The sequence below is a fragment of the Micromonospora sp. BQ32 genome, from assembly GCF_059358895.1.
In genome coordinates this window covers 243,394-256,050 of record NZ_JCADBI010000007.1, presented here as the reverse complement: position 1 = coordinate 256,050, position 12,657 = coordinate 243,394, and the positions used below count along the sequence as shown (strand labels likewise).

Annotated in this window: 11 protein-coding genes; 5 read left to right on the top strand and 6 right to left on the bottom strand. The window is 71.5% G+C overall.

Annotation, left to right across the window (positions count from 1 at the left end):
• The first annotated feature begins 3 nt into the window (after window positions 1-3).
• The 4 genes from AC5L30_RS16600 (at window position 4) to AC5L30_RS16585 (ending at window position 3,308) form a co-directional block, all read left to right on the top strand.
• A complete protein-coding gene (locus tag AC5L30_RS16600; protein ID WP_494868234.1) occupies window positions 4-861 on the top strand; it encodes a spermidine synthase in 858 nt (285 codons plus the stop codon).
• A 125-nt stretch (window positions 862-986) separates the two neighbouring features.
• Complete coding sequence (locus AC5L30_RS16595; RefSeq protein ID WP_030336181.1) at window positions 987-1,679, top strand: sigma-70 family RNA polymerase sigma factor; 693 nt, start codon at window positions 987-989, stop codon at window positions 1,677-1,679.
• The gene (locus tag AC5L30_RS16590) at window positions 1,676-2,458 is read left to right on the top strand and encodes an anti-sigma factor family protein (protein WP_494868232.1); all 783 of its coding nucleotides are present in this window, start codon (window positions 1,676-1,678) and stop codon (window positions 2,456-2,458) included. The genes AC5L30_RS16595 and AC5L30_RS16590 overlap by 4 nt, the downstream gene beginning before the upstream one ends.
• Before the next feature lie 202 nt (window positions 2,459-2,660).
• Window positions 2,661-3,308 (top strand): hypothetical protein, encoded by a 648-nt coding sequence (locus AC5L30_RS16585; protein WP_494868230.1) that lies wholly within the window; start codon window positions 2,661-2,663, stop codon window positions 3,306-3,308.
• A gap of 76 nt (window positions 3,309-3,384) precedes the next feature.
• Here AC5L30_RS16585 and AC5L30_RS16580 read toward each other — a convergent pair whose 3' ends face one another.
• The 3 genes from AC5L30_RS16580 to AC5L30_RS16570 all read right to left on the bottom strand — a co-directional run bounded on the left by AC5L30_RS16580 (window position 3,385) and on the right by AC5L30_RS16570 (window position 9,756).
• On the bottom strand, window positions 3,385-5,145 hold the full coding sequence (locus tag AC5L30_RS16580; RefSeq protein ID WP_494868229.1) for a stealth family protein: 1,761 nt from the start codon (window positions 5,143-5,145) through the stop codon (window positions 3,385-3,387).
• Window positions 5,142-7,871 carry a bifunctional glycosyltransferase/CDP-glycerol:glycerophosphate glycerophosphotransferase gene (locus AC5L30_RS16575; RefSeq protein ID WP_494868228.1) on the bottom strand — a complete coding sequence of 910 codons (2,730 nt, stop codon included), beginning with the start codon at window positions 7,869-7,871 and terminating at the stop codon, window positions 5,142-5,144. Before AC5L30_RS16575 ends, AC5L30_RS16580 begins: the two co-directional genes overlap by 4 nt.
• A 67-nt stretch (window positions 7,872-7,938) precedes the next feature.
• Entirely contained in the window at window positions 7,939-9,756 is a 1,818-nt protein-coding gene (locus AC5L30_RS16570; RefSeq protein WP_494868227.1) for a stealth family protein, read from the bottom strand.
• A 505-nt stretch (window positions 9,757-10,261) separates the two neighbouring features.
• Between AC5L30_RS16570 and AC5L30_RS16565 the strand changes: the two genes are divergently transcribed.
• A complete protein-coding gene (locus tag AC5L30_RS16565) occupies window positions 10,262-11,182 on the top strand; it encodes a DNA-3-methyladenine glycosylase family protein (protein ID WP_494868226.1) in 921 nt (306 codons plus the stop codon).
• Window positions 11,183-11,203: 21 nt separating this feature from the next.
• Here AC5L30_RS16565 and AC5L30_RS16560 read toward each other — a convergent pair whose 3' ends face one another.
• The 3 genes from AC5L30_RS16560 to AC5L30_RS16550 all read right to left on the bottom strand — a co-directional run bounded on the left by AC5L30_RS16560 (window position 11,204) and on the right by AC5L30_RS16550 (window position 12,606).
• Complete coding sequence (locus AC5L30_RS16560; protein WP_494868224.1) at window positions 11,204-11,707, bottom strand: DUF1990 domain-containing protein; 504 nt, start codon at window positions 11,705-11,707, stop codon at window positions 11,204-11,206.
• Between the two features lie 94 nt (window positions 11,708-11,801).
• Entirely contained in the window at window positions 11,802-12,224 is a 423-nt protein-coding gene (locus AC5L30_RS16555; RefSeq protein ID WP_494868223.1) for an SRPBCC family protein, read from the bottom strand.
• A 169-nt stretch (window positions 12,225-12,393) separates the two neighbouring features.
• Window positions 12,394-12,606 (bottom strand): hypothetical protein, encoded by a 213-nt coding sequence (locus AC5L30_RS16550; protein ID WP_494868221.1) that lies wholly within the window; start codon window positions 12,604-12,606, stop codon window positions 12,394-12,396.
• Window positions 12,607-12,657: the final 51 nt, after the last annotated feature.

The window sequence follows — 12,657 nt, the reverse complement described above, 5'->3', positions numbered from 1 at the left end:
CCGGTGGGGCGTAAACGGGCGGGTGACCGGGTGGTCGAGCAGGTGGACACCGGGCTGGCGGAGCTCGTCCCGGATCCGGACCGGGCCGGTTCCTGGACGCTGCTGCTCGACGGCGCGCCGCAGTCGCACGTCGACCTGACCGACCCCACCCACCTGGAGTTCGAGTACGTGCGGCGGCTGGCCGCCGCCGTGGATCTGATCGCACCGGCCGGTGAGCCGCTGCGGGTGCTGCATCTGGGTGGCGGCGCCCTGACCCTGCCCCGGTACGTCTCCGCCACCCGACCCGGGTCCACCCAGCGGGTGTCCGAGGTGGACGGTGCGCTGGTGGAGTTGGTCCGTCGAACGTTGCCGTGGCCGTCCGACGCCCGGTTGCGGGTCCGGGTGGAGGACGCCCGGGCGGTGCTGGCGTCCACCCGGGAGGCCAGCTACGACGTGGTGGTCGCCGACGTGTTCGCCGGTGCGCGTACCCCGGCCCACCTGACGTCGGTGGAGTACGCGGCCGAGGTGGCCCGGGTGCTCCGTCCGGCCGGTTGGTATCTGGCGAACCTGGCCGACGGCCCGCCGTTGCGGCACGCCCGTGGGCAGGTCGCCACGGTCCGTTCGGTGCTGCCGCAGGCGTGTCTGGTCGGGGACGCGGCGGTGTTGCGCGGGCGCCGGTACGGGAATCTGGTGCTGGTGGCCGGTCGGTCCACACCGCCGGTGCCGGAGCTGACCAGACGCGCTGCCGGCGACTGGTTCCCGGGCCGGGTGGTGGCCGGCGACGAGTTGGACCGCTTCGCCGGTGGCGCGCAGGTGGTGCGGGACGCCGATGCGACCGGCTCCGATCCGCCACCGCCGGGGCTGTTCTCGGTCCGCCGCTGACCGTCCACTCGACGGCGGCGCGGAAGTTTTTTCGCCGTTTGTTGATCCGTTGGGGTCGGTGCTGCGTACCACCGGGCGGCCCACCTCGTGGGCCGGCGTTGGTCACGGACATCCCGGAGGTCTGCATGCACGCGGTGGCGGCCGGTTGGCATGGCGACGCGGTCCGCGCTGACTGGTTGTCGGCGCGACCTTCGTCACGGTCAACCTCGTCTGCCCGGGGGGTCGACGCGCGGGCGACGTCTCGCCAGAATGGTCCGGTGACGCCGCGACCGGCGCCCGGGCGCCATCAGGCGACGTCAACCGAGGCCAGCCACTCCGACCAGTTGATCCGTCAGCTCTATGCCGAGCACGCCGGCCCGTTGCTGATGTTCGTCATGCGCCTCACCGGGGGGGACCGGCAGCGCGCGGAGGACATCGTCCAGGAGACGCTGCTGCGGGCCTGGCGTAACGCGCACCGCCTGGGCACCCAGGGGCAGGGTTCGCTGCGGCCGTGGTTGGTGACGGTGGCCCGCCGCATCGCCATCGACGAGCACCGCAGCCAGGAGGCCCGGCCGCCGGAGACGTACGACCGGGACCTGACCGCGTTCGCCGAGGCGGACAGCACCGACCGGGTGCTGCGCACCATGACGGTGGCGGACGCGCTGCGTACGCTCAGTCAGTCGCACCGGGAGATCCTGATCTCGACGTACTTCCGGGGGCGGACGGTGCCGGAGGCGGCCGAGGAGTTGGGGCTGCCCCTCGGCACCGCCAAGTCGAGGGTCTACTACGCGCTGCGCGCGCTGCGCACGGCTCTGCAGGAGCGGGGGGTGACAGAATGAGCCGGCCGGACCACATGGACGTCGCGGCGTACGCGCTCGGTGTGCTCGACGAGCAGGACACTGAGCGGTTCGAGGAGCATCTCGCCACCTGCTGGGCCTGCGCGGCCGAGTTGGAGACGATGGTGCCGGTGGTGGGGCTGCTCTCCGACATCGACGGCGAGACGATGATGGCGCTGGAGCAGACGGCGACCGATCCGGCCCTGCTGGACCGGACGCTCGGCGCGGTCCGGGCTGACCGGCGGCGTACCCGGTTTCGTCAGATGCTCGCGACGGCCGCCGCGGTGGTGGTCTTCGGCGGTTTGACCGGGTACGGCTTCTCCAGCGTGGCCGGTAACGGGCAGCCGCCGGGGGTGCTCGCCGAGTCGACGCCGAGCGCACCGAACGACCCGCCGACGAGCGGGCCGACGGCCGCGCCGAGTGGTCCGGGTGTGGGCGGCACCGAGGAGGAGGGCGACCAGGTCGAGGCGACCGACCCGACCACCGGTGTGCAGACCACCATGTTCCTGGTGACCAAGGACTACGGCACCCGGATCAATTTCAGCCTGCGGAAGCTGCCCGGCCCGCGCATCTGCCGACTGGTGGTGGTGCGCAAGAACGCCACCACCGAGGTCATCTCGACCTGGTCGGTGCCGGAGAGTGGCTATGGCACCAACACCCGACCGCAGGGTCTGGAGCTGAGTGCTTCGACGTCGGCTCTGCCGGCGGACATCAAGCAGCTCCAGGTGCAGTCGGTGGATGCCAACGGTGTGGCGAGTCCGCTGGTCACCGTGCCTCTGTAAGTTCGCCTGCCGCATCGGCGCCGGTCATTTCACAATGACCGGCGCCGATCTGTCGTTGCGGGAGGCGCCCCTCGCGGGGGCGTACGCAGCGCGGCCGGAAACGGTTCAATCGGTTTACGTGAAATTGACCACTGTTACTACTTCAACCTTGACAGCCCGCCCGCCGTACCTATGGGTGAACTGTCAAGAATGAGGAGGGCACGTGGCACAGATGAAGCGGACCGTCATCGTCGCGAGCGCGATGGTCGCACTAACGGCCTGCGCTCCCGCGGGTTACGACGGGGCGAACTCGAGCGCGGCCGAGCCGGTCGCCGTCGCCGCGGCCGAGCCCACCGCGACGGTTGAACCTGAGGTCTCGGCGTCCGCGGAGGCGCCGGCCGCCGACGCCCCGCCCGCGGACGTCGACCTGACCGAGAAGTTGATCGGTAAGAGTGTCGCCCGGATGGGCAAGGTGGTCACCGACCAGGACGGCTGGATCCTGTACCGCTTCGACAAGGACACCGCCGACCCGCCGTCGTCGAACTGCGTCGACAAGTGCGCCGAGGTGTGGCCCCCGGCGCTGACCGACGGCAACCCGGAGCTCACCGGCGTCTCCGACGACAAGGTCGGCAGCGTGACCCGGCAGGACGGCACCCGTCAGCTCACCGTCGGCGGCTGGCCGGTCTACCGCTACATCGGCGACAAGAAGCCCGGCCAGTGGAAGGGCCAGGCTGTCGGTGGCACCTGGTTCGTGGTCCAGCCGGACGGCAAGAAGAACCTGAGCTGCCTGCCCAAGGGCACGCCGAAGGCGGTCGCACCGCCGGCGGACAGCGGCTCGAACGACGCTGGCGGTTCGGGCTACTCGTACTGAGTCCGATCGCACACGGGCACGGTGGTCGGTTGTCGCCGGGGAGGGCGCGACCGGCCACCGTCGTGTGCGGGGTGGGTCAGGCCCGTTCCCACGGGCTCGGCACCGGGAAGTACGTCTCCAGGAACGGGATGAGCAGCGCCAGCTGCGCGTCGAGGTCCTCCTCGACGGAGAACGCGTCGTTCAGGCAGAACACCTGCCGATCCCGACGGGCGAGCAGGTGCGCCAACCGGGCGGGTGTGTCCGGGTGGGACAGCTCGGCGATGGTGTACCGCAGGTTCCCCGGCGCCGCACGCCCGGTGTGGAACGCGTAGTAGTGGTGCAGCGACGAGGCGACCGACAGGTCATCCATGCTGCGGAACTGGCTGGCCGCGGTCCGCTGGTACTGCTGCGGGAAGGTCTGCTCGATCTCCTGGAGCACGCTTCGCCGCAGCGCGTGCGGCATGTGCTTCATCTTCTGGGTCAGCACGGTGCCGAACCGCTCCGCGATCAACGCCCGGTTGTTTTTCCCGGCCGCCGACGACGGGATGTCCCCGGCGGCGGGTGGGCCCGGCGGCACCAGCGCCGGCGAGGGGAAGAACCGGGAGATGCCGTTGGCCAGGAAGAAGTCCTGGGGCAGCACCTCGGTGCCGAGGAAGACGTCGTCGTTGAAGTACAGGAAGTGCTCGGAGAGACCGTCGATGTGGTGCAGTTGACTCTCGATGGCGTGCGAGTTGTACGTCGGCAGCACCGTCGGGTCGGTGAAGATCTCCCGATGGCTGACCACCCGCAGCCCGTCGGCGGACGGGTCCAGCCAGGCCGGCACCTGGTCGTCGGTCACCACGTAGACGTGGCGCACCCAGGGCGCGAACAGGTGCAGCGACCGGAGCGAGTAGCGCAGCTCGTCACGGCTGAGGAAGCGAGCCGCGCTCGCCGCCTCCGCGTGGTACGGCACCCCGGCCACCTCGGCCCGTCGGCGTAGCCAGGCCGGATCGGCGCCGTCGACCCAGGTGTAGACCACGTCGACCGGGAACGGCACGTCGTCGGGGCGCGGCGCGGCGAACTCCGGACGGGTCCAGGCGGTCGCGGGCGCGGCGGCGGGCGCCAGGCCGGTGAACCGCGACTCGGGTACGCGGACCAGCGGCGCCGCCACCGTCACCTGTTCGGCGACGGCGTTGGGCCGCGGCGCGACGAGGGTGTCACCCTCCCGGGTCCAGAACTCGACGTCGCACCCGTACGCCTGCCCCAGCACCAGCCGCCGCTGAGGGTCCGTCCAGTACCAGGTCAGCCGCAACACCGGGGCGTCGGCCAGCCGGTCCCAGGTCTTCGGTTCGAAGCCGGCGGCCGGCTGCCCGGTGCCGTCCGGCACGCCGACGTAGCCGGGAACCCGACCGCAGGCGGCGGCGAGTGCGGCGTACGACCGCGCGCGGTGCTCGGCGTCGACGGCGACCACCGACGAGCGGTGGGTTTCGCCGCGTACCCGGAAGTGGGGTACGCCGGCCTCGTCGAGCGCCGCCGTCACCGCGGCGAGATTGTCCAGTCGTGCCATCAGGGGGGTGACCGTCGCCCCGATCCGGGCCACCCGGGGTCCCCGGTCGGCGGTGACCACCACCCGGTCCGCGCCGGCCAGCAGCTCCGGCTGGCGGCGGGCCAGCCGTTCGCCCCGGCGTTCGGAGAGGTGACCGTCCCGCGCGGCCCGGGCGACCCACTGCTTCAGCTGGTGCCGGGCCCGGGGACTCACCTTCGTCGCGATGGCACGTCGGGTCTGCGGGCTGAGCACCCGGCGGTACACCTCCACGAACCCGGTGGGTTCGGCCAGCGCCCGGGGTGGCTCCCCGGGCGGGGGCGTCAGGCCGCTCACCGCTGCGGGCCCGGCAGCGCCGCGATGGCGGTGGCCACCCGCTGGGAGTTGTTGCGGTCCTGGGTGACGAAGAAGTCCGTCGCCCGACGGGTGTACTCCTCCTCACGGACACACCCGTTCTCCAGGTACCGGATGATCGCGTCCACCGTCTCCGACGCGGTCTCGCAGACCGGGCCGAACCCGTCCTCGCGGTGCTCGAAGTACCCCTTCTTGTAGCCGCCGATGGTCCAGAACTCCTCGGCGTCGAACTGCGCGTAGATCAGGGGGGTGCCGAGGTAGGCGACGTCGCAGGCCGTGGAGGAGTAGTCGGTGATGAACAGGTCGCACTGGCGCAGCGCGTCCTGTACCGTGCGGCTGGTCTGGTCCGCCATCGCGAAGCAGTCGTCGGTCGGCACCAGCCCGGCCAGCAGCGAGCGCATCTCGTAGTGCGGCAGGAGTTCGAGGGTGTACCCGTGCTGCCGCAGCGCCTGCCGCAACCGCTCGTCACCGAACAACTCGGCGAGGAACACCTGGTAGGCGGAACCCTCGAAGGCGACGCGAGGTCGGGCCGCCTTGTTGTACGACGGGGTGACGAGGTACGTGCGCCAGGTCGGCATGAACAGGATCCGACGTCGGCCCCGGTCCGGGGTCAACGCGTCGAAGCGGGGCAGGCCCGTGTTCGCCACCATGTCGCCGTAGTCGAGGTCCTTCGCCACGTACTCGGCCTCCCGGTCGGCCGAGGTCACGAAGAGGTCGAAGGAGGCCCGGCCCCGGTGCACGCCGGCGCTGACGTCCTTCTCGATCACCCCGTGGTCGAGGAACACCCGGGCGGGGGCGATCCGCCAGTTCAGGTGCTTGAGGAAGGGCGACCGCTCCCAACTCGCCGGCAGCATGTAGGAGTCGATGTCGTACGAGTTGATCAGCTTGGTGGCGTGCAACATCAGGAACTTGTGCCGGAACGACCCGTGGGTGACGACGTTGCCCAGCCCCTGCAACCGGTGCCGGTCCGGGCTCTCCTTCGCCAGCAGGTAGTAGACGTTGCGCCGACGCTCCACCTGCCGCAGGTGCCGGAACAGGTGCGAGGAGTTGTCCTGCGCCGTGTCGGTGCGTTCGCCGACCAGCCACACGTCACGCCGGCTCATCAGTGGCGCGGTGAGCGTACGCAGCAGCCGCTGTTTCCAGAACGGGCCCCGGGAGGCGGCGTGCCGCAGATCCTTACGGAACATCAGGCGTCGCCACCGGCGCTGCCCGGCCGCCCCGGCCTTCCGCTGGACCAGCAGCTCCGCGTTCTCCCGTCCGCTGAACGTGGGCAGGATCCGGGTGTTGCCGGCCAGCTTCATGGTGGCGTCGCGCAGGTACGCCGCCGAGATCAGGCACTGCCGGGACGCCTGCCCGGTCGCGGTCATGAACACCAGCCGCAGCGAGTGCTGGCCGCCGCGCAGTTTGCCGATCGGAAGCTCAGCCGAGAAGCCCGACCACTCCTTGTCGTCGTCCCCGGCCTTGAGGTCGGCCCGACGGTCGGCGGTGACCGGCACGGTGAGGCTGCTGCCCCGCACCCGTAGCCCCATGGGGGTGCTCAGCGGCGCACGCATCGGCAGACCGTTGACCACCAGGTGCCCGGAGACCTTGAGCGTCTCCCCCGACGACGTGATTCGCAGTTGCTCCAGCCGCACCCCGACCGCGGTCACCTTGGTCAGCGGGAGCAGCGCCGGCGTCACCGGATAGTCGAGGTGCAGATCTCCGCCGCAGGCGACGACGCCCCGCAGCCGCTGCCACGGACGGGCGAACAACTCGAAGTCGTACAACTTGAACGCCAGGTACGGGACGCGGTGCCGGGTGTCGATCGTCCAGCGGGCGATGAAGGCGGGATCGATGTCCTGGTAGATCCGGGTGCACTTCTCGAAGATCTTCCACAGGTCGGCGTCCTCGAAGAGGGTGTGCGCCCGCATGGCGAAGCCCTGGTAGCTGCGGACGAGCCACCGTTCGAGCACCTCGCGGCGGAACACGTCCAGGTCGGGTCGCAGGTCGGCCAGGGTCTCGCACAGCTCCAGGTGATCCCAGAAGTTCTGCTCCCGGACGAAGAGGTTGTCCATGATGGAGCTGCTGACCGCGCGCTTGCGGTACTGGTAGACCACCGTGTCGACCAGGGCGATGCGCTCGGCCTTGAGCAGCATCGGGATGGCCAGGAATGCGTCCTCGAAGTGGACTCCCTCGCGGAACCGCAGGCCGTGTTGGCGCAGTTGGGCGAGGTCGTACAGCTTGTGGCACGGGCCGGCGTCGAAGATCAGATCCGGTGCGTCGACGACGGACTCCAGCAGCCGGTCGCCCTTGCCGAACGGCTTCTTCCAGAGGAAGGCGGTCGGCTTCGGGAAGGTGTCCATGTCGCCGATGGCGATGCTCGCCTTGTGCGTCACGATCGCCTTGAGCAGCATCTCGATGGCGCGCGGCGGCAACAGGTCGTCGGAGTCGACGAACGCCACGTACGGGGTGTCGGCCAGGTCGAGCGCCAGGTTACGGGCCGCCCCCGGTCCGCTGTTGCGCTGTTGCAGGGCGGTCACGTTCGGGTGCTCCGCGGCGAACTGCTTGGCCAGCTGGTCGGAGCCGTCGGTGCTGCCGTCGTCGACCAGGATGACGTGGCACTGGCCGAAGACGGTCTGCGCCGCGATCGACTCGAGCGTCTCGGGCAGGTAGTCCGCGACGTTGTAGACCGGAACGATGATCGTGACCTGCGGGGCGGGGTCTACCACTCTGGACTCCACTGGAAAGGGTGCGGAAAACGCGGGGGGAACATCGGCACGCCGGCCCGGCTCGGGCTCACTCGTCGCGCCCGAGCAGGACGGCCTTGAAGTCGGTGACCGTGTTGAGCATGTTGTTGGGCATGGTGGGCGCGTCGACCGGGGCGCCCCGGCGGGCATCCGGCACCGGGCGGTACGAGCGCCTCCACAGCTCCCCCGCGCCCACTTTCCGCCGCTCCGCCACCACGTCGTCCGGCAGCTCGAACGGGGCGGGGAAGGGCAGGTAGCGCGGCAGGAAGTCGGCCAGCATCCGCTCCTGCTCGGCGAACGACCGGGGGTCGGAGTCGGTGTCGTTGAGGCAGAACACGTCGCGGTGCCGACGGGCCAGCAGTTCGGCCAGCCGGGCGGGGGTCGAGGGGTGGCCCAGGTCGGCGTACTCGTACTCGATGTCGCCGGGGACGGCCTGCGCGGTCAGGAACGCCCAGTACTGGTGCAGCGACGACGGGATGGACAGGTCGCCGTGGTGCCGGAACCGGTGCCGCGCGGTGGCCGTCACCTCCTCCGGCAGCATGCCCTCGATCTGCTGCATGATGCTGCGGCGCAGCGCGAACGGGGTGTGCTTCATCTTCTGCGTGATGGTCACGCCGAACTGCCGCTGGATGTGCCGACGGTTGTTCTTCCCGGCGGCTTTCACCGGCGGGTCCTCCGGCTTCGCCTCCCCCAGGCCGAACTGGGCCGGCGAGGGGAAGAACTTCGCGATCCCGTTGGCGTGGAAGAAGTGGTTCGGCAGCAGCGGCCGACCGAGGAACACGTCGTCGTTGAGGTAGAGGAAGTGTTCGGCCAGTCCGTCGATTCGGTGCAGCCGGGACTCGATGGCGTGCGAGTTGTACGACGACCGGCCGCCGAGGTCGGCGAAGAGGTCGGCGTGCGAGATGACCGTGATCATCGGATGGCTCGGGTCGAGCCAGCTCGGCAGTTGACTGTCGGTGATCAGGAAGATCCGCCGCAACCAGGGCGCGAAGCCGTGCAGCGACCGCAACGAATACCGCAGCTCGTCGCGGTTGTGGTAGCGCGAGGAGTTCGCCGCGACCGCGTGCAGCGGGCCGTCGGGGGCACCGAGCGCCAGCGACTTCCGCTTCAGCCACTGCGGGTCGGAGCCGTCCACCCAGGTGTAGACGGCGTCGATCGGGAAGCCGACCCGGTCCGGCGCTCGAACGGCCAGGTCCCGGCGGGTGCCGTAGGTGTGGTCGTCGGCCTCGGGCACGAAGTGGCTCATCAGCGCCGCTGCCACCCGGACCGGCTGTGCCCGGGCGGGCGCCTCGTCGACGACCCCGTTGCGCCGCGGCGCACGGACCATGTCCCCGTGCCGGCTCCAGAACTCGATCTCGCAGGCGAACTGGGCGCCGAGGACCACACCGGCGCGGGCATCGGTCACCGGGAAGCAGACCTGGATCACCTCGGTCGGCGCGGTGTCCGGCTGGTCCCGACGGGGCTGGGCCTGCACCACCCGGACGTCCGCGCCCGACAGTGCCGGCGCGGAGCGGATCAGACGCTGAACCGCCGGCCGTTGGTCGTCGAGGACCGCGACGGTGCTGCGCAGGTGGTCGTCGTTACGGATGCAGTGGTATTCGATGCCGGCGGCGTGCAGCGCGGTGGTGACGGCGGTGAGGTTGCGGTGCCACTGCGCCAACGGCGTCGCCGCGGCGACGACCTCGGCCCGGGTGCGAACGCCACCGTCGGTGACGGCCACCCGGGCACCGAGGGGATGCACAGTGTCGCCGCCGCGCGGCCGGGAGAGCGTCTGCACCAGGCCCATCCGCCGGTGCGCGGGCAGCAGACCCAGCAGCCGCCGCCGTGCCGGCGACGGCAGGAGTCGATAGATCTTCAGGGCGATCATGCGCTGGGCCGTCCGCTCACCACGGCCGCCTCGTCAGCGGGCACCGGTCAGCCCTGCGAACGAGTCGTGGGGTGACATCCCACTCGCGATGATTCGACACACACTCGTGCAGCCATCACTGCATGCCTTTCCGCAGATCCCCCGTTGACACCGCATGGCGATCCGCGTCGGCCGCGCGCCGCCTCGCGGCGACTGTCGGCGGACACCGATCTCCGGGCCGGATCCGCGTTTCCCCGCGAGTGGGAAGGATGCTGGCCGCCGCAGGTGGCCCGGGGCAGTGTGTTTACCTGCAGGCCATCAAACAACCACATGATCGATACCTGGCCCCAACGCCAAAAATGGCATAAGGGCGATTCGCACCCATTCGTGGGATTAATCCTGGCCATTCGGGTGGTTCAACGGCACCGGGACGGTCGGCCGAACGTAGCCTCGCGAAGCTCCTCAACCCCGCGCGGAACCGGTACGGCGGTCGTCAACCCGCGCCGTGACCTGGCAGAGTAGCGGGGTGACCGAGACCGGACCCGCCGCGACCAGGGTGCTGCACCCACCGGTCGGCTACCGGCTGGCCGCCTCGGTCCGCGCGCTCACCTTCAGCCCGTACGACCCGTGCGCCCGGGTGGCGGCCGGCACCTTCTGGTGGGCCACCCGCACCCCGGACGGTCCGGCCACGCTCGCGCTGCGACCGGCTGGCGGCGAGTTGCTCGCGGAGGGGTACGGGCCCGGCGCCGAGCATGTCCTCGCCCGCGCCGACGCGATCGCCGGGCTGCGCGACGACCTGACCGGCTTCACCGAGCTGGCCGCGGCGCACCCGCTGGTCGCCCGGCTGGCCCGGGAGCACCGAGGGCTCCGGATGCCCACCACCGGGCAGGTCTTCCCCCGGCTGCTGCGCGCGGTCTTCGAGCAGAAGGTCACCGGCAAGGAGGCATACCGGGCGTACGCGGCGACGGTGCGGCACTTCCGGGAGCCGGCTCCCGGCCCGCTACAGCCGCTGCTCCTGCCGCCCGAGGCCGCCGCGGTGGCCGCGACCCCGTACTGGGTGTTCCACCCGTTCGGGGTGGAGCAGCGCCGGGCCGACACACTCCGTCGCGCCGCGGCGCTCGCCGACCGCCTGGAGCGCAGCACCGACGCCACCGACGCCACCCGCCGGCTGACCGCGATCCCCGGCATCGGGCCGTGGACGGCCGCCGAGGTGGTCCGGATCGCGTACGGCGACCCGGACGCGGTCAGCGTCGGCGACTACCACATCCCGAACACGGTGGCCTGGGCGCTCGCCGGCGAACCGAGGGGCGACGATGCCCGGATGGTGGCGCTGCTGGAGCCGTTCCGAGGTCACCGGGGCCGGGTGTGTCTGCTGCTGGAGGCGGCCGGTATCCGGGCACCGAAGTACGGCCCGCGCGCCCCGATCCGCTCGTTCGCCCGCTACTGAGTCGCTCCGGCGGGACGGCGTTCAGCGGCCGGCGCAGAGGCGACGCAGGGTGCGGCCGAGCCACCAGGCGTACGCGTGCTGCACGGCCCGAACCGCCGGGCCTCCGACGCGGGTGAACCAGCGGTCCGGCAGGCTGAACGCGCGGACCTCGAACCAGACCGCGCCGGTGTCGTCGCGGGCGACCTCGAACGCCTCCTCACCCCGCTCCGGGTGCCCGGGCAGCGTGCCGTAGCCGAAACCGGCGAGCGTGGGCGAGTCCGCGCTCCAGACCACCTGGCACGGCCCCCAGAGGCGGGCCGGGCCGACGCCGAGGCCGGCGGTCACCAGCACACCGTCGGTGGCCCGCGGCGCGTCGGTGCGCATCCGGACGCCGGCGGCGCGGTGCAGCCGCCAGCTCAGCACCGCGTCGGCGGCCGTCTCGAAGCAGCCGTCGGGCAGCGGATACCGGTGGCGCAGGTGGTGGTACCCGCCGGGCAGCGGCCCGTGCCGGGTCGACCCCACCTCCGGGTACGTCAGCTCGGCCACCGTTGCCCCCTCGACCTGGACCGGACACGGCCAGGGTACGGCCGGCGCGGTCGGGCCGCGGTGCGCCTGTTGGCGGTGCTGGAGAAGCCGGCCGTCAGCCCCGCTCGCAGCGACGCCTGAGCCCGTCGGCCTCCATCCGCACGTAGCGTCGGAACAGCCCGCCGTACAGCCAGCCGATCAGGCCGGCCAGCGGGCCGGACTGGTTGATGACCAGCTCGACGCGGGTACGCCCGTCGGGCAGCGGCAGCAGCCGGTGCTCCCCCGCGGTCCGCACCCCCGGCGCGTCGGAGACCCAGACGAACTCCCGCCGCTCGGTCAGCTCGGTGACCCGCCACACCGCCGGCCGCAGCTTCGGCTGGGTCAGTCGGGCGGTCGCGCCGACGGCGAGCGGCCCCGGCTCCCCCCGTTCGGCCCGGGTCACCGAGTCCGTCCACTGGGGCCAGCTCGGCACGTCGACCAGCACCGCCCAGACCTGCTCGGCGTCCGCGGCGATCTCGGTATCGGCCTCGAACCGCATGGTGTCCCCTCCCCGGTGGCGCCGCTCGGCACCGCCACGGGTGCGGACGAGGTCGCCGGGAGCATTGTGACACCGCAGGTCGATCCCGTCCGGCCCTCCTCAGTGGAGGCAGACCGGGGCTGGCACCCCGAAGTTCCCGGCCGCACACCAACCGCGGCCGCCGCGCGGATCAGGCGGCCTCGTGCAGGTCAGCCAGGGTGAGCGGGGTACGCCGGCGCAACAGTTCCTCCAGCTCGGGCACCGAACCGACCTCGCCGAGCACGTTCCGGCCGCCGCCGAATTGCTCCGGGTAGCGGCGGGTCAGCCGGTAGCGGTAGCGGCCCCGGATCAGCTCGACGCTCACCCGCCACCGCCCGCAGCAGTCGCAGACCCACTCGGACACCTCGCGAAAGTAGCTCTGACCTGGGGTTATTCGATTCGCCCGGTGGGGACG

Bases quoted from the DNA above. Each gene is read 5' to 3' on its own strand.
- AC5L30_RS16595 (WP_030336181.1), top strand. From the start codon at position 987: ATGCACGCGGTGGCGGCCGGTTGGCATGGCGACGCGGTCCGCGCTGAC.
- AC5L30_RS16590 (WP_494868232.1), top strand. From the start codon at position 1,676: ATGAGCCGGCCGGACCACATGGACGTCGCGGCGTACGCGCTCGGTGTG.
- AC5L30_RS16570 (WP_494868227.1), bottom strand. From the start codon at position 9,756: ATGATCGCCCTGAAGATCTATCGACTCCTGCCGTCGCCGGCACGGCGG.
- AC5L30_RS16555 (WP_494868223.1), bottom strand. From the start codon at position 12,224: ATGCGGTTCGAGGCCGATACCGAGATCGCCGCGGACGCCGAGCAGGTC.